Genomic DNA, 15,544 nt, shown 5'->3' on the forward strand with positions numbered 1-15,544 from the left:
CGCGCAATCGAGATCACGAGGAACGATCATGAGACTCAAGGGCAAGACGGCACTGGTGACCGGCGCTGCGCAGGGCTTCGGCTTCGGCATCGCAGAGACCTTCGTGCGCGAGGGGGCGCGCGTCGCAGTGCTCGACATCAACGGTGACAAGGCGAAGGAAGCGGCCAAGGCCATCGGCCGCAAGGCCTTCGCCGTGACCTGCGACGTCGGCAAGGCCAAGAGCGTCGACAAGGCCGTCGAGAAGATCCTCGCCAAGGTCGGGCGGCTCGACATCGTCGTGAACAACGCCGGCACCACTCATCGCAACAAGCCGATGACCGAGGTAACCGAGGAGGAGTTCGATCGGATCTTCGCGGTCAACGTGAAGTCGATCTACCTGATGGCGCGGGCGACGGTGCCGCATTTTCGCGAACATGGCGGCGGCGTCATTCTCAATATCGGCTCGACGGCCGGCCTGCGTCCGCGTCCGGGCCTGACCTGGTACAACGGCTCGAAGGGGGCGGCGAACCTGATCTCGCAGTCGATGGCGGTCGAGCTCGCGCCCGACAAGATCCGCGTCAACGCCATCGCGCCCGTGGCTGGCGAGACGCCGCTGCTCGCCACCTTCATGGGTGAAGACACACCGGAGCGTCGCAAGGCCTTCACCTCGACCATTCCGTGGGGCCGCTTCTCGACGCCTCAGGACATCGCCAATGCAGCCCTCTTCCTCTGCTCGGACGAGGCGGACATGGTGACGGGCAGCGTGCTCGCCGTCGATGGCGGTCGCTGCATCTGAACCGGTAAGCTACTTCACCCCGCGCCGGCCGAATTCGGTACGCTGGCGTGGCGCGGGAGCCTGACGGTTCGCGCCGAGGAAACCCTGCGGCTGGGCCGCGGCTGGCGGAGCGGGGATCGGCTTACGGCCGGCGATCGCCTGCTCCATGGCGCGTGACAGGGCGGAGTTTGCGCCCGCATCGTCGTTTTCGTTGGCGCGGCTGCGGCTAGCGAGGCTGTCGGAGCTGTTGCGCTCCGCGTCTGGTGCAGAGGCAGCGAACTGCAGGTAGAGCCAGAGGCCGCCGAGCAGGAGATAGAGCAAGCCGGCATATTCCATGCCGTTCATCGGATTGTCGGACGTCCGGATGATCAGCGCCTGGACCTGCAGGGCGATCGCCGTGCAGGTCGCGATGGCATAGATGCCGGCCACCAGTTCGCCGCCGCCGGCATCGCGGTTGCGGCGGATGGCGAAGCTGATGCGGTTGTACCCAAAAAAGACGCTGGCCAAGAAAAGGCTTGCGGCCAGGCGGTAGCGTCCTTCTCCGGGCGGGCCGAAAAAGGCCTCATGCTGGATGGCGATGCAAATCGACAGGACTGCCGTCTCGGCGAGGCCGAGTAGGGAAGATCGGACGAAGAATTGGCTGCGGCCGAGAGTGCCTGCAAACATCGCGCATTCCTTCCGTGAAGGAAGCATAAGCTTGCAGCATGAAAGGCGCGTAAACGCGCGCCGCCTGACGCAGCAGTTTACCGTCCGTTACACGGGCTTTGCATGCAGGGCGATTTCCTGGCGCAGCATGACCGTACCGTCTAGCTCAAAGCCGCGTTGTTCCAGGGTGATCCGAGGATCCTTCGCGTCGCCATCGATGCGGAAGAGATGCCAGGTGCCGAGTTCGCCATGGCCGTGCGGGCCAATCGAGGCGGAGGGGACGCCGACGATGGGAAAATCGTGCTGCGGTCCGGGCCGCCATGCGAGGGAGAAGGTGTGATTATGGCCGTGCAGGACGAGGTCGGCGCCCTTTCGCCTCAGCATCGTCTCGAAAGCCTCGGCATCGACCAGTTCGCGGGAGCGCCGCGCCCCGCCGACATAGGGCGGGTGATGGATCAGGACGACGCGGATCAGGCCTTCGTCGCGCGCCCGGTCGAGCAAGGCGCCGGTCCGCTCGGTCTGTTCCCGGCCGACGCGCCCGGTCGCCATCAAGGGCAGGGTCGGCACGGCGCTGCTGACGCCGATCAGGGCGACCGGGCCGCGTCGCTGGTACCAGGGATAGCCGCTGGCGCCGTCGTCGCTGCCGCTCCACGGAGCCAGCAGCTCCGCCAGCGCCTTCAGCGAGGAACGGGCATAGGCATCGTGATTACCGGGCACGAAGCTGACCGCCTCGCGCGGCCCCAGCGTATCCAGGAAGGCGACGGCGGTCTTGAATTCGTTCGGCAGGCCGATATGCGAGACGTCGCCGGTGCAGGCAATGTGATCGGGTGTTTGAGCATGGATATCGGCGACGATCCGCGCCAGAATGTCCATGTCATGCGCATGCCGGCGCTTTCGGCGCCAGTTGACGTAACCCGTCGCGCGCTTGCCGATGAGCTGATGCAGGGAGAACCCGGCGAGCGGGCCTAGATGCGGGTCGGACAGGTGCGCGAGCTTGAACACGCTCCAGCGCTTGCCCTCGCCGCGGGCCGCCCGTCAAGCGCGCAATTCAGCGCGGTCGACGGGCCGGCAGGCGATCTCAGTTGGCGGCGCCGGTCAGCTCGGAGACGATACGCGAGTCGGTCAGGGTGACGGCGGGCTTCCAGACATAGGCCGGCTTGGCCTTGAAGCGGGAGATGATGAAAGAGAGCAACATGGTTCGGGTTCCAGTGAACGGTCGTGTCTTTCTCCGTTATTTGGGGCGCGTTTGTGTCAATGCCAGCGTGTGCCCAGCGCGTCCGTCATGCGGTTTTTGCATAGACAATTAACCCGATGGTGAGAAACGAATCGATGGAGCAAGACAAGCTGGCAGGCGCCGCCGCCGAGGAGAGGGGCTTCTCAGGTCGGCGGCGGCTGATGGTGCGCCTGCTGCACCTCTATTTCCGGCTCGTCCGCAGTGTCACTTTCGGGGTGCGTGCCGCCGTGCTCACCGGGAAGGGCGAGGTGTTTCTCGTCCGGCACACCTATATTCCCGGCTGGCAGCTTCCCGGCGGCGGGGTCGAGGTCGGGGAGACGGTGCATGAGGCGCTGGCCCGCGAGCTCTCGGAAGAGGCCGGTATCGCGCCGACAGGCGAGCCCCGCCTGCACGGCATCTATTTCAACCGCCGAATCTCGCGGCGTGATCACGTCGCGCTCTATGTCGTGCGCGATTTCCGGGTCGAGAGCATCAAGCAGCCCGACCGCGAGATTGCCGAGGCGCGGTTCTTTCCGCTCGATGCCCTGCCCGACGGCGTGACACCTGCGACCCGCCGCAGGCTGGCGGAGATTGTCGAGGGGTTGCCGCCTGCCGCCGACTGGTGAGGAGGGCGGCAGAAGCGGCAGAGGCTTCTTCCATCAGTTCCCGCTCTTGGCGAGCGCGGTGAAATCCGTATCGAGCCTGGCGAGGGCATTCGCGATCTTCGCGCGCTTCTCCTTGATCCAGCTATCCTGCTCGTCGAGGCGCTGACGGGCCTCGCGCAGCATCCGCTCCATCTCGGCGGGCTGCGGACCGCCCGAGGTGGCGCGGTTCTTCACGATCGCGACCGGATCGAGCGTAGCGCGGAACTCGGCCTCGCTCATCGGCAGCTCCGCAGTGGGGAGGCCCATCTCGGGCGCCGCCTTGCGGTAGATCGCTTGCGCCTGCGCATAGGGAAAATCGGTCGGCTTGATGTTGTTGAGCTTGGCGTAGTCGACGACCTCCGAGGCGAAGTGGTGCCCCGCCCGGAAGGGCAATTTGTATTTGCGCATCAGGACGTCGGCCAGCTCCTGCGATGCGGTCCAGTCGCTGTTCAGCTCCTCCAGCGCGCGGTCGGGATCGATCACCAGGGCCTTCAGGATGCGATCGAGGCCTTGCAAAGTCTTGGTGGCGCTGTCGATCATGGCGCTGTTGGCCTTCGCATCCTTGGCGTCGGGCATGCCGGGCGGGATGTTGTGGGCCTTGAAGACCGGGCCCATCGCCAGCGCAAGCGCGTTCGAGGCCTGCTCGCGCGTGCCGTTCAGCAAGCCGGGATTGCGCTTCTGCGGCATGGCGCTGGAGACATAGGTATTGCCGCCGCCGGTGGTGCCGCCGCCTTCGCGCAGGAGGATCCAGGGACGGGGCTGCGCGTATTGCGTCATCACGTCCTCGATGAAGCTGCCGGTGTGCAGTCCGATGCCGGTGACGATGGAACCTGCTTCGACGGGCAGGTCGACAGCCGCGATCTGAGAGGCGTCGTAAGCGTTGTCGACGAGGGCGGAGAAGCCGAGATAGTCGGCCATGCGCTGGCGATCGAGCGGCCAACTCGTGCCGTTGAGGACGGTCGTGCCCATCGGCGAGTGGTCGACGCGCGTGTAGAATTCGCGGATGCGCTGGGCGTCCCGATCGAAGCCGGCAGCGAGGCCGAGGAGGTAATGGCCATAGCTGTTGGGCTGAGCCGCGACGCCGTTGGTGTAGTTCGGGACGACGGTGCCCTGATGTGCCGCAGCGAGCTCGACCATGGTGCGCGTCGTCTTGCCGAGCTGCTCGGCCAGCGCCAAAAGCCGGTCGCGCATGATCGCGGCCCGGTAGGTCGCGTGCATGTCCTGGCTGGAGCGGCCGGCATGCAGCAGGGTGACCTCGACGCCGGCTTCCTTGATCATCAGCGGCTCGAAGGTGATGACGGTCGACGGGCGCTTGGCGCCGGGCTGGTTGCCGGCTTCGATCACCTTGGCAAGTCCCTGGGCGAGCTTCGGTGCCAGCGCCGGGTCGAGCAGACCTTCGTCCTTGTTGATGACCGCGCTCGCCTTGTTGATCTCGCCGAGCCAGAAGAATTCGTCGCGCGGTGGAGCCTGCTGGGCGAGGGCAGGGGCTGAGGATACGCCCAGCAGAACTACGCAGGCTGCGGCGAGATTGTGTGTCATCGGCTTGTCCTCCCATTCCGTCTTTCAGCGCCAGCCGCCGTCGCGCGAGCGGGACCTTATACGAACGTGACGGATGCAGTTTCGTTGCAGCCAATCCCCCAGCGTCCCGGATGTCCAGCTTGAGCGGCCTGGTCCGTGCATCGCATGGTTCATTTTGCGTGATGCTGCGGATGGACGCGCCCGGACTGCTCTGCTACAGGCGCAGCCCATGACCGACCGGCACAGCCTGCGAGACCTGCGACGACCGACGCGCTGAATGCGCCTCTCCGGTCTGGGCGCTCGCGCGCCTCGCCCTCACTGCTCGCTTCCCTGCAGCCTTCTCCGGTCGCCATGACATCCCTGCCCCTGACCATCCGCCACGAGCTTCCCGTGGACAATGCCGCGATCGAGCGGCTGCATGAACGCGCCTTCGGTCCCGGCCGCTTCGCCCGCACGGCCTTTCGCCTCCGCGAAGGGGTGCCGCCCGATCCGGCTTTGTCCTTTGCCGCACATGTCGGCACCTTTCTCGTTGGCTCGGTCAAGGTGACACTGGTCGGCGCTGGCGGCCATCCAGCCCTGATGCTGGGGCCGCTGACGGTCGATCCCGCCTTCGAGGGCAGGGGCATCGGCGCCGCCCTGATGAACCGTTCGATCGAGGCTGCACGCGAGGCCGGGCACGATCTCGTCATGCTGATCGGGGATGCGCCCTACTACGCCCGCTTCGGGTTCAAGGTGATCCCCCTGGGGCAGCTCGTGCTGCCCGGCCCGGCCGATCCGGCGCGCTTCCTGGCGCTCGAGCTGGTCGAGGGCGTGTTGGCCAAGCGGCGCGGCGAGGTGATCTCGGCGCGCTCTATGGCGATGAGATAGATCATCGTCATCGCGTCCGTCAGGACGCGCGATGAACTATGTCTCGCGCCTGAAACGCCGGCCGCTCTCGCCGAGCCAGCCGGCAACGAGCGCGCCGAACAGGACCGCAAGTCCGATCAACCCGACGAAGAGCGGCGAGATCTGCACGCCGCGGACGACGCCGGAATCGCTGATCCTGAGGCCGATCCAGTCGGCTCCGGCGAACTGGCTGCCGGACCGCACCGGGACAATGCGTGGGATACTGACGTCGGAATCGCCTTCATGGCCGACCCGGCGCGAGGAGCCGCCGGTCGATTGCGCCAGCGACTGCAGGGCGTTGGGATCGCTGACCACATCCATCAGCTCGCGTGGATTCTCCGGTCCGACGCTGGCGAAGGCAGTGAGATTGTCGGCGGTGACGCGATAGAGGCCCAGCTCGGCGGTCGGGATGCGTGCCGTGAACAGGCCGGGCTGGCCGGCCTCCAGCGCGATCTGTCGGGACTCGCCATTGGGGCCGGTGATGGTGACGGGGGAGGGGTTGTCACCCAGCGTCTGGCGCTCGACCTCGATGGTGCCGTTGCGGGCGCTGGCGCGCAGCGCCTCCTCCTCCAGCTCCGGCTCCTTCATCAGCCAGTGGCTGAGGCGCCGGAGCAGGTCGAGATAGGGGCCGCCATTGCGGAAGCCGCGGGCCCAGAGCCATTCGTGGTCGGAAAGGAAGAGCGCGACGCGGCCCTTCTGCTCGCGCGAGAGCATGAGTAGCGGCTTGTCGCCGGGCCCGGTCATGACCGGCGCGGCACCGGGCCTGGCCTGGGCACCGACCATGCGCAGCCACTCGCCCCAGCGCGGCGGGTCGACCTCCGAGCCCGGCAGGTCGCGGGTGACGGGGTGGCGCTTGCCGAGGTCGCTGACGCGGGCGCGGTAAGCCTCGTCGATGACACTGCCATCCGGCACCGCCGGCAGGATCTGGCCGAGCGGCGTGCGCGACAGCGTCTGTGAGCCGGCATATTCGGGGCCGGCGGCGACGAGCAGCGCCCCGCCGGCGCGGACATAGCGGACGATGTTGTCGAAATAGACCAGCGGCAGGATCGACTGGTTGGCGTAGCGGTCGAAGATGATCAGGTCGAATTCCTTGATCTTGACCTGGAACAGCTCGCGCGTCGGGAAGGCGATCAGCGAGAGCTCGTTGATCGGCGTGCCGTCCTGCTTTTCCGGCGGGCGCAGGATGGTGAAATGCACGAGATCGACATTGGCGTCGGCCTTGAGCAGGTTGCGCCAGGTGCGCTCGCCCGGATGCGGTTCGCCCGAGACCAGCAGCACGCGCAGCTTGTCCCTGACGCCCTCGATGGTGATGACCGCGCGGTTGTTGGCGAGCGTCAGTTCCTTGTCGAGCGGCGAGGCCTCGATCTCGACGACGTTCGGGCCGCCGCGGTCGATCCGCACAGGAACCTGCACGACCTGCCCGGTCGCAACCTCGCGGCGGGCGACGATCTCGCCATCGCGGCGGATGGTCAGGCCGGCGCGGCCGGGGCCACCCTTGTCCACGACGCGCAGCCGGATGATCTGATCCTTGCCGACGATGCCGAAGCGCGGCGAATCGACCAGCACGATGCGCCGGTCGATCTCGGCGTTGCGGCCGGTGGTCAGCACGTGAAGCGGAGCGCGCAGGCCGAGCACCTCGGCGTTGGGCGGAGCGTCATGGGCGAGGCCGTCGGTGATGGCGATGGCGCCGGCGACGCGCTCGGAAGGCACATCCGCGAGGCTGTTGGTCAATGCTTCGAACAGGCGGGTGCCGTCGCTGGTGCCCTGTGCGTCGCGGACATCGACGATGCGGGGCTCGACATTGGGGATCGCGCGCAGTTGCCGCTCGACCTCCGCAAGGGCGGTGTCGGTCTGGGCCGTGCGGTCGGCAAGGCGGTTCGAGGCGGAGCGGTCGACCACGACCGAGACGACATCCTTCACCGGCTCGCGATCCTCGAAGACGAGGGAAGGATCGGCGAGCGCGACCGCGAGGACGGCGAGCGCCAGAGCGCGCAGGATGGCGCTGCGGCCGGCGAGGACGATCGCTGCGCCAGCCGCGATCGCCGCCAGCACGGCGAGGCCGATCAGCAGCGGCAGAGGGACCAGGGGGGCGAAGGAGAGGCTCCACATGGCTACTGACCCAGCCTTTCCAGCAGGGCCGGGACATGGACCTGGTCGGCCTTGTAGTTGCCGGTCAGCGCATACATCACGAGATTGATGCCTCCGCGCAGCGCCAGTTCACGCTGGCGTGGATCGGAGCCCGAGAGCGGCACCAGGCCTTCGCCGCGCCGGTCGATCGCCCAGGCTGCGGCGAGGTCGTTCGAGGTGATGACGATGGGCGAGACATTGTCGCCGGCCCGCGCCGGGCGGTGTCCTTCATTGTCCGCGGGCGGCAGGGTCTCGACCCAGGTGGTGCCGGTGTCGTAGCGGCCGATGAGTCCGTCGAGGATATAGAAGGTCTTGGTCAGCACGTGGTCGGCGGGCAGCGGCTCGAGCTCCGGAATGTCGAGCGTCTGCAGCATGCGCTTGAGCTGGTCGCCCTCGGGGGTGGTGCCGCCGCCGGGCCGGGCGCTCATCGCGTCGCGGGTGTCGAAGATCACGAGGCCGCCGCCCTTCATATAGGCTTCGAGCTTGCGCAGCGTCTCCGCGGAGGGGATGGGACGGCCGGCGACGATCGGCCAGTAGAGCACCGGGAAGAAGGCGAGTTCGTCGCGGTCGACATTGACGCCGATGGCATCGCCCGGCTCCAGCGCGGTGCGGGCGGCGAGCACGGTGTTGAGGCCAGTGAGCCCGGCCTTAGACATGTCGTCGACGGCCTTGTCGCCGGTGACGACATAGGCGAGCCGGGTCATCGCGCCGTTGGCGATGAGCTCGCGCGGGATCGGCGGGAGTTTTTCGGGCTGCGTGGCCTGGGGAGCCGGGGCAGGCTGCGCCCGAACCGGATTGGGCGCGAGGCTCGCGACCAGGGCGAGCGCCAGCAGTATCGCGGCCGGCGCGGCGGCGCGGCGGGCGCGGCCGAGCCCCAGGCGGCCGCCGAGCCACAGCGTCGCGAGCGTGTCCAGAATCAGCAGCAGCAAGGCGAGCACGAGCAGGAGCGGCCGGATGTCGCGCGCGATCGGCTCGTCGATCGGCAGGATCGGTGCTCCGAGGCTGGCGAGGTCGAGCGCGGCGATCTTGTCATTCGGAGCGAGCGCATTCACGGCAAAGGAGCCTTCGGTGGGACCGTAGAGGCCGGGCGGATGCAGCAGCGTCGCGCGGCCCGCGAAGTTGCGGGCGACGGGCTGGCTCGTCGCCGGCGGGCTGCGGAACTGGCCGAGACCGTCGAGCACGCGGGTCGGCGAGAGGGTTTCGACCCTGACCTCGTCGCCTTGCGCCTCGGCAGCCGTGCCTGCGCCAGCGAGGTTGACGACCTTGCGCAGCATCTCGACGAAGAGGCCGGAGAGCGGCAGGTTCGACCAGGTGGTGTCGGCGGTGACATGGAACATCGCGATCAGCCCGTCGCCGCGGCGCTCGCCGGTGACGACCGGCGTGCCGTCCTCCAGCGCCGCCCAGGTCTTGCGCGAGAGGTTGGGCTCCGGCTCGGCCAGGATCTGGCGGGTGACTCGGACGTCGTCGCCGATGGTCAGGCCGAAGAAGGGGCTCTCGCGGGTGAAGGCGGCGAGCTTGCGCGGCGTGTCCCAGGAGAGGCCGCCGCCGAGTGTACGGCCGCCGCGGCGCAATTTGACCGGGGTGAGCTCGTCGGCGGTGGCGGCGAGGCGCGGGCCGGCGAAGCGCAAGAGCACGCCGCCGCGTTGCACGAAATCCGAAATCTTCGTCGCGGTCTCGCGGTCGAGCGTGCCGATATCGGCGAGGATCAGCACGGAAAGGTTCTGTGCCAGCAATTCGCCGATTGGATCGTTGGAGCCCTGGCGCGGCTCGCGGACCTCGGCGAAAGGCTGGAGCGCGCGCGAGACGTAGTAGGTCGGCGAGAGCAGCGGCTGGGCGGTGTCGGCGGTGGTACCCGAAACGACGCCGACGCGACGGCGCTTCGCACTCTCGTCGAGCAGTGCGACGGACCCGGCACTGCGCATCCCGGCGATCTCCAGGCGCGAGACGGCATTGCGCACCTCGATCGGAAGGGTCAGGCGCGCGCTGGTCTCCAGGGCCGAGCCTTCGAAGATGAAGGGCGCTTCGCCGAGCGGCAGTCCCTTGAGATCGAGCGCGCGAACCTGTCCGGTCGCTGGGGCGGCGGCGTTCGGGCGCAAGACCTTCACGGTGAGCGCACCAGCCTGATTCTCGGGCGCGGCCAGGGCGAGCTGGGTCGCGGGCCCGGCATGGATGGCCAGGCGCCGTTCGCCGGAGATCTTCAGCCGGGAGAGGAAGGGCGTTTCATCGCCGACGGCGAGCCCGTCCGAGACCCAGACGATTTCGGTTTCCGGAGAATTCCGCAGCAGGTTTTCGATGCGCGGCAGATGGGCGGCACGGTCCGGCGCATGCGGCTCGAGCGTCAGCGCCCGCAACCGCTCCAACGCGGTCCGCGGGTCGAGAAGCGAGATCTCGGCCGGGTTCTCGGCCAGTCCGACCACGGCGACGGTGCGCCCCTCGCGGGTCGCAGCAGCGATGCGGGACTCGGCGACGGAGATCCGGTCCGCCCAGTCGGTCGCTGCGCCGAAACCGTTGTCGACGAGGAGCAGCACGGGCCCGCGGGTCGGCCCGGCGTCGCGGGGCGGGTTCCAGATCGGTCCCGCGACGGCGAGGATGGCGAGCGCCGCAACGACCATGCGGATGGCGAGCAACCACCAGGGCGTATGGGCCGGCATCTCCCGCTTCGGGATCAGATCGGCCATGATCTTCAGTGGCGGGAAATCGATCCGGCGCGGGCGCGGCGGCGTCACGCGCAGGATCAGCCAGAGAGCCGGCAGCAGCGCCAGCGCGGCCAGCGCCAGCGGGGCGGAGAAGGTGAGGGGCAGGGCGCCGAACATTCCGCCTCCTCCCTAGAAGCCCGAAGCGCCGCGCGAGGCGGCGACGAGGCTGGCAACGCGCAGCACGCCTTCGCTGGCGGGACGGTCGGTGCGGTGGAGTGTCAAGGTCCAGCCGGCCTTGCGGCAGGCTTCGCGGATCGCCTCGCGATGGGCGGCGAGGCGCTGGCGATACTCCTCGCCCCAGGAGCCTGCGTCGCCGACACGCAGGCTGAGGCCGTCCTCCAGGTCGAAGAGCTCGGCCTGACCGGTGAAGGGGAAGGTCTCCTCGATCGGGTCGGCGATCAGCAGGACATGTCCGCGCGCGCCGCTCGATGACATGGTGGCGATGCGCTTCGACAGCGAGTCGGACGGGGAGAGGCCGTCGGTGACGATGATCGCGTCGGCGAGACGTGGCAGCGGCGCGGCGGGCGGCAGGTCATCCTCGGCGCTCTTGCGGTCGGCGACGATAGCCTGTGCCAGCAATTCGATGATGTTGCGCGAGGCGAGCGGCCGCGTCAGCCCGAGATGGCCCACACGCTCGCCGCCCTCGACCATCGTCTCGGCCAGGGCGAAACCGGCCACAAGAGCACGGTCGATCTTGGAGGCCGAAGCGAGAGAGGAGGCGAAGCCCATCGAGGCGGAACGGTCGATCCAGAGCCAGACGGTGTGGGAAGCTTCCCATTCGCGCTCGCGCACGAAGAGATGGCCGTCGCGGGCGGAGCGGCGCCAGTCGATGCGCGAGGCGGATTCGCCGGCGACCAGCGGCCGGTATTGCCAGAAGGTCTCGCCCGGCCCGGCGCGGCGGCGACCATGGATGCCGTGGACGCTTGCCGAGACGCGGCGGGCTTCGAGGATGAGACGAGGTAGGCGCGCGGCGAGGTCGAGCGAAGCGGTGAGGACGGGCCTCGCCGGCTGCCGCTCGGTCTGACTCAGGACGCGCGTACGCAACATCGGCTTATCCCAGCCGTTCCACGAGGCGGCCGATCACGCCCTCGATGGTCTCGCCATCGGCGCGGGCGGCGAAGGTCAGCGCGACGCGGTGCTTGAGCACGGGTGCGGCCAGTGCGGCGATGTCGTCGACCGAAGGGGCGAGCCTGCCTTCGACCAGCGCTCGGGCACGGGCGGCGAGCGTCAGCGCCTGGCTGGCGCGAGGGCCGGGGCCCCAGGCGAGCTTGTCGGTGATCGCCGCGTCGCCTTCGCCCGGGCGGGCGGAGCGGACGAGGTCGAGAATGGCATCGACCACCGCGTCGCCGACCGGCAGGCGGCGCACGAGCCGCTGGATCGACATCAACGTCTCGGCCGTCATCGCCTGCGAGGGCTTGTATTCGGCGGCGCCGGTGGTTTCGAGCAGGATACGCCGCTCGGCCTCGCGATCTGGGTAATCGACGTCGATCTCGAGCAGGAAGCGGTCGAGCTGTGCTTCCGGCAGCGGATAGGTGCCTTCCTGCTCGATCGGGTTCTGGGTCGCGAGAACATGGAAGGGGGCGGGCAGGTCGTAACGCTCGCCGGCGACGGTGACGTGGTGCTCCTGCATCGCCTGCAGCAGGGCGGACTGGGTGCGGGGGCTGGCGCGGTTGATCTCGTCCGCCATCAGGAGCTGGGCGAAGACCGGGCCCTTGATGAAGCGGAAATGGCGCTTGCCGTCGCTCGATTCGTCGAGAACCTCCGAGCCGAGGATGTCGGAGGGCATCAGGTCGGGCGTGAACTGGACGCGTCGTGCCGAGAGACCGAGCACGGTGCCCATCGCCTCGACGAGCTTGGTCTTGGCGAGGCCGGGCACGCCGACCAGCAGGCCGTGGCCGCCGGCCAGAAGCGTGATCAGCGAGAGATCGACGACCTTCTGCTGGCCGAAGATGACCTGGCCGATCTCCTTGCGGGCCGCGCCGATGGCGCCGAGCGCCGCCTCGGCCGCCTCGACGACGCCGCTGTCGAGGTCGATCGGGGTGTTGCTCTCACTCGCACGGGCTTGCGCCGCCATGTCGCTCTCCTTCACCCTGGCAATCCTGCGCCGCCGGCCGCCCCGCATCCTTGCATAGCAGGCCGCGGACCTCTCGCCACGTTCCATGGTTGAATGTGGACGGGCGGTTTTGCAGGCTCAAGCGCCGATTGCGGCGGTACACATAAACTCGGCTTCACGATTATGTGGAGTTCAAGGCAGAAACGCGGTGCAACCAATATGCCGCAGCCGAAAAAGGAACCGATTCTGGGATGACGGCGCCGGGCAATGCGATGGAACGGCTGATGGCAGCGCTGGGCGACAAGGGCCGTGGCCTGCCGCCGGTCGAGCGCTGGAACCCGCCATTCTGCGGCGATCTCGACATGCGCATCGCTGCCGACGGCACCTGGTTCTATCTCGGCACGCCGATCGGTCGGTCGGCGCTGGTCAAGTTGTTCTCGTCTGTGCTCAAGCGCGAGGGCGACGAGCACTTTCTCGTGACCCCGGTCGAAAAAGTGCGAATCCAGGTGGAGGATGCACCTTTCCAGGCCGTGGAGATGCAGATCGACGGCGAAGATGACGGGCGGACGATCGCCTTCAGGACGCAAGTCGACGATCTGCTCTGCGTCGGACCGGAACATGCCCTGCGCTTCGAGCGGGCTGCCAAGGACGGGCTGAAGCCCTATGTGCATGTCCGGCGCGGGCTCTGGGCCCGGCTGACACGGGCCGTGACCTACGACCTGCTGGCGCTGGGTGAGGTGCGCGAGGTGGAGGGCGAGGCCATGTTCGGCATTGCCGCTGCGGGTCAATTCTATCCGGCATTGCCGGCGCGCGAGATCGAGGGCCTCGATATTTCATGATGTCCGACAAGGCTCTCAACCTCAGCGCCGAGGGTTTCGCGGCGCTCGCACGATTGCGGCTGCGGGCCGAGCCGCCCCAGCTCGGCGACGTGATCGAGCGCCCGCGCGGCGACCATGAGAACCAGCCGCAGCCGGTGCCGATCCCTGACGAGAAGCGGGCCGTTCCTGCCGCCGTTCTGATCGCCATCGTGCCGCGACCCGAAGGGCCGACGGTGCTGCTCACCCAGCGAGCCGCGGCCCTGCGCAACCATTCGGCGCAGGTTGCCTTTCCCGGCGGACGGGTCGATGCGGTCGACGGCTCGCCGGTGGTGACGGCGCTGCGCGAGACCGAGGAGGAGATCGGGCTTGCCCGCGAGCATGTCCGGACGCTTGGCTTCCTCGACGCCTACCTCACCGGAACCGGCTATCGCATCGTACCCGTCGTCGCGCTGGTCGAGACCCCGTTCTCGTTGACGATCAACCACAACGAGGTGGACGAGGCCTTCGAGACGCCGCTCTCCTTCCTGCTCGATCCCGCCAACCACAAGCGCGAGGGGCGCGAATGGAAGGGGCATTTCCGCACCTACTATGCGATGCCGTTCGGGGATCGCTATATCTGGGGTGCAACCGCCGGCATGATCCGCAATCTCTACGAGCGGCTGGCGGGCTGAAGGGTGAGGGCATGCTGCGCGCGATCATCGAAGAGGTTCTGCTCTTCGTTCTGCCCTTCTGCATCTTCGCGAGCTATCTCGTCATTCGGCGGCGCAACCCCTTCGATGTCGAGCATTGGAGTCGCCATGCCTTCCTGCTGGCGATTGCCGGGCTCGTGCTGGTGATCGGCATTCTTGCCGTGGAAGGTTTCGTGACGAAGCGCGACCGGGGCGCCTATGAACCGCCGCATATGGAGAATGGCGTGCTGGTTCCCGGTCGCTTCCGATGAATGCGGCCGCTCGGCAGAGGATCGCAGCTTTTCTTGCTCAGCCGGTCCTGTCGCGCCTGTTTGCCGCGCTCAATGGCGAGGGGGAGGAGACGCGCGTCGTGGGAGGCGCCATCCGCAACCTCCTGCTCGGCGAGCCGGTCAGCGACATCGATCTGGCGACGACGGCCCTGCCCAAGGAGACGATCCGGCGCGGCCGGGCGGCTGGCTTCAAGGCGGTTCCGACCGGCATCGACCACGGCACGGTGACACTCGTCGCGAAGGGCGCGAGCTTCGAGGTGACGACGCTCAGGCAGGATGTCGAGACGGACGGGCGCCGCGCCAAGGTCGTGTTCGGTCGGGATTTCTCAGCCGACGCGCTGCGGCGCGACTTCACCATCAATGCGCTCGGGTTGGACCGCGACGGCACGGTCCACGATTATTGCGGCGGGTTCGATGATCTCGCAATTCGCCGCATCCGTTTCATCGGCGATGCCGCGACCCGCATTCGCGAGGATTATCTGCGCATCCTGCGCTTCTTCCGTTTCCATGCGCGCTATGGGGTTGGCGAACCCGATGCGGAGGGGATCGCGGCCTGCACTGCTGGTCGCGACGGGCTTGCCGGGCTGTCGCGCGAGCGGGTCCGGGCGGAGTTGCTCAAACTTGTGGTCGCGCCTGGCGCCGCTGCGACTTTGCAGGCGATGGCGGGGGCGGGGCTCGTCGTTCCGGTGATCGGCGGCGTGCCGCATCTTTCGCGCTTCGCTGCAGTGGCACAGGATCGCGGCGAAGGTGTCTATCCGGCCTTTCGTCTGGCTGCGCTCGCGGTTTTCGTTCGGGAGGATGCGCTCAGACTGCGCGAGCGGCTGCGGTTGTCGAACGAGGAGTTTGACCGGGTCGAGCGGGTCGCGCTCGCGCTGGAAGGCCTGGGCGGGCGATCGGGGCTGCCGACGATCGCTACCTCGCGGCATGTCGCCGAAAAGGTGGGGAACGATGCGGCGGCTGCAGCGCTCGTCCTGCTGAACGCATCGGGTCAGGACGCGGGGGGCGACGTACACAACCTCATCGGAGCGTTGGCTCGGACGCCACCCTTCCTGCCGACGGGCAAGGACGTCATCGGGCTCGGCATCCCGCCGGGGCCGAGGGTTGGGCAGGTGCTGGAAGCGGCCCGTCACGGCTGGATCGAAGCCGGCTGCATTGCCGGCCTGGATGAGCAGATGCGGTTCGTCAGGGCGGCTGCGACTGCGGCCGATTGAGGCCGCTTCGCGCAGAGGGCGG

The 15,544-nt window shown here is 68.1% G+C and carries 14 protein-coding genes; 7 read left to right on the forward strand and 7 right to left on the reverse strand.

Features of this window, described 5'->3' with window-relative positions; genetic code table 11:
* Window positions 1–28 precede the first annotated feature (28 nt).
* Entirely contained in the window at window positions 29–775 is a 747-nt protein-coding gene (locus tag CE453_RS09285; RefSeq protein WP_089174325.1) for an SDR family oxidoreductase, read from the forward strand.
* 9 nt (window positions 776–784) lie between these two features.
* Here the strand turns inward: CE453_RS09285 and CE453_RS09290 are convergent, their stop codons facing one another.
* Window positions 785–1,420 carry a hypothetical protein gene (locus tag CE453_RS09290; RefSeq protein WP_089174326.1) on the reverse strand — a complete coding sequence of 212 codons (636 nt, stop codon included), beginning with the start codon at window positions 1,418–1,420 and terminating at the stop codon, window positions 785–787.
* Between the two features lie 87 nt (window positions 1,421–1,507).
* A complete protein-coding gene (locus CE453_RS09295; protein ID WP_089174327.1) occupies window positions 1,508–2,401 on the reverse strand; it encodes a metallophosphoesterase family protein in 894 nt (297 codons plus the stop codon).
* Window positions 2,402–2,728: 327 nt separating this feature from the next.
* On the opposite strand from CE453_RS09295, the gene CE453_RS09300 reads away from it, so the two are divergent.
* Complete coding sequence (locus CE453_RS09300; protein ID WP_089174328.1) at window positions 2,729–3,238, forward strand: NUDIX domain-containing protein; 510 nt, start codon at window positions 2,729–2,731, stop codon at window positions 3,236–3,238.
* A gap of 33 nt (window positions 3,239–3,271) precedes the next feature.
* On the opposite strand, the gene CE453_RS09305 is transcribed toward CE453_RS09300, so the two are convergent.
* Entirely contained in the window at window positions 3,272–4,795 is a 1,524-nt protein-coding gene (locus CE453_RS09305) for an argininosuccinate lyase (protein WP_089174329.1), read from the reverse strand.
* 330 nt (window positions 4,796–5,125) lie between these two features.
* On the opposite strand from CE453_RS09305, the gene CE453_RS09310 reads away from it, so the two are divergent.
* Window positions 5,126–5,641, forward strand: coding sequence for a GNAT family N-acetyltransferase (locus CE453_RS09310; RefSeq protein WP_089174330.1), 516 nt, complete (start codon window positions 5,126–5,128; stop codon window positions 5,639–5,641).
* Window positions 5,642–5,677: 36 nt separating this feature from the next.
* Here CE453_RS09310 and CE453_RS09315 read toward each other — a convergent pair whose 3' ends face one another.
* The 4 genes from CE453_RS09315 to CE453_RS09330 are packed head-to-tail and all read right to left on the reverse strand — an operon-like array spanning window position 5,678 to window position 12,556.
* The gene (locus CE453_RS09315; protein ID WP_089174331.1) at window positions 5,678–7,768 is read right to left on the reverse strand and encodes a hypothetical protein; all 2,091 of its coding nucleotides are present in this window, start codon (window positions 7,766–7,768) and stop codon (window positions 5,678–5,680) included.
* Between the two features lie 2 nt (window positions 7,769–7,770).
* Window positions 7,771–10,599, reverse strand: coding sequence for a DUF4159 domain-containing protein (locus CE453_RS09320; RefSeq protein WP_089174332.1), 2,829 nt, complete (start codon window positions 10,597–10,599; stop codon window positions 7,771–7,773).
* Window positions 10,600–10,611: 12 nt separating this feature from the next.
* Window positions 10,612–11,529: a DUF58 domain-containing protein gene (locus CE453_RS09325; protein ID WP_089174333.1), complete on the reverse strand. Its 918-nt coding sequence runs from the start codon at window positions 11,527–11,529 to the stop codon at window positions 10,612–10,614.
* Window positions 11,530–11,533: 4 nt separating this feature from the next.
* Complete coding sequence (locus CE453_RS09330; protein WP_089174334.1) at window positions 11,534–12,556, reverse strand: AAA family ATPase; 1,023 nt, start codon at window positions 12,554–12,556, stop codon at window positions 11,534–11,536.
* A gap of 230 nt (window positions 12,557–12,786) precedes the next feature.
* Between CE453_RS09330 and CE453_RS09335 the strand changes: the two genes are divergently transcribed.
* The 4 genes from CE453_RS09335 to CE453_RS09350 are packed head-to-tail and all read left to right on the forward strand — an operon-like array spanning window position 12,787 to window position 15,522.
* The gene (locus CE453_RS09335) at window positions 12,787–13,374 is read left to right on the forward strand and encodes a DUF1285 domain-containing protein (protein ID WP_089174335.1); all 588 of its coding nucleotides are present in this window, start codon (window positions 12,787–12,789) and stop codon (window positions 13,372–13,374) included.
* Window positions 13,371–14,024 carry a CoA pyrophosphatase gene (locus tag CE453_RS09340; protein WP_089174336.1) on the forward strand — a complete coding sequence of 218 codons (654 nt, stop codon included), beginning with the start codon at window positions 13,371–13,373 and terminating at the stop codon, window positions 14,022–14,024. The genes CE453_RS09335 and CE453_RS09340 overlap by 4 nt, the downstream gene beginning before the upstream one ends.
* Before the next feature lie 11 nt (window positions 14,025–14,035).
* Entirely contained in the window at window positions 14,036–14,293 is a 258-nt protein-coding gene (locus CE453_RS09345; RefSeq protein ID WP_089174337.1) for a DUF6111 family protein, read from the forward strand.
* A complete protein-coding gene (locus CE453_RS09350) occupies window positions 14,290–15,522 on the forward strand; it encodes a CCA tRNA nucleotidyltransferase (protein ID WP_089174338.1) in 1,233 nt (410 codons plus the stop codon). Before CE453_RS09345 ends, CE453_RS09350 begins: the two co-directional genes overlap by 4 nt.
* The last annotated feature ends 22 nt before the right edge of the window (window positions 15,523–15,544 follow it).

Source organism: Bosea sp. AS-1, from assembly GCF_002220095.1.
GTDB lineage: Bacteria > Pseudomonadota > Alphaproteobacteria > Rhizobiales > Beijerinckiaceae > Allobosea.

What these genes read in the sequence shown, in the direction of transcription:
- CE453_RS09315 (WP_089174331.1), bottom strand. Translation starts at nt 7,768, where the DNA reads ATGTGGAGCCTCTCCTTCGCCCCCCTGGTCCCTCTGCCGCTGCTGATC.
- CE453_RS09305 (WP_089174329.1), bottom strand. Translation starts at nt 4,795, where the DNA reads ATGACACACAATCTCGCCGCAGCCTGCGTAGTTCTGCTGGGCGTATCC.
- CE453_RS09335 (WP_089174335.1), top strand. Translation starts at nt 12,787, where the DNA reads ATGACGGCGCCGGGCAATGCGATGGAACGGCTGATGGCAGCGCTGGGC.
- CE453_RS09325 (WP_089174333.1), bottom strand. Translation starts at nt 11,529, where the DNA reads ATGTTGCGTACGCGCGTCCTGAGTCAGACCGAGCGGCAGCCGGCGAGG.
- CE453_RS09345 (WP_089174337.1), top strand. Translation starts at nt 14,036, where the DNA reads ATGCTGCGCGCGATCATCGAAGAGGTTCTGCTCTTCGTTCTGCCCTTC.
- CE453_RS09320 (WP_089174332.1), bottom strand. Translation starts at nt 10,599, where the DNA reads ATGTTCGGCGCCCTGCCCCTCACCTTCTCCGCCCCGCTGGCGCTGGCC.
- CE453_RS09330 (WP_089174334.1), bottom strand. Translation starts at nt 12,556, where the DNA reads ATGGCGGCGCAAGCCCGTGCGAGTGAGAGCAACACCCCGATCGACCTC.
- CE453_RS09300 (WP_089174328.1), top strand. Translation starts at nt 2,729, where the DNA reads ATGGAGCAAGACAAGCTGGCAGGCGCCGCCGCCGAGGAGAGGGGCTTC.
- CE453_RS09340 (WP_089174336.1), top strand. Translation starts at nt 13,371, where the DNA reads ATGATGTCCGACAAGGCTCTCAACCTCAGCGCCGAGGGTTTCGCGGCG.
- CE453_RS09350 (WP_089174338.1), top strand. Translation starts at nt 14,290, where the DNA reads ATGAATGCGGCCGCTCGGCAGAGGATCGCAGCTTTTCTTGCTCAGCCG.
- CE453_RS09290 (WP_089174326.1), bottom strand. Translation starts at nt 1,420, where the DNA reads ATGTTTGCAGGCACTCTCGGCCGCAGCCAATTCTTCGTCCGATCTTCC.
- CE453_RS09310 (WP_089174330.1), top strand. Translation starts at nt 5,126, where the DNA reads ATGACATCCCTGCCCCTGACCATCCGCCACGAGCTTCCCGTGGACAAT.
- CE453_RS09285 (WP_089174325.1), top strand. Translation starts at nt 29, where the DNA reads ATGAGACTCAAGGGCAAGACGGCACTGGTGACCGGCGCTGCGCAGGGC.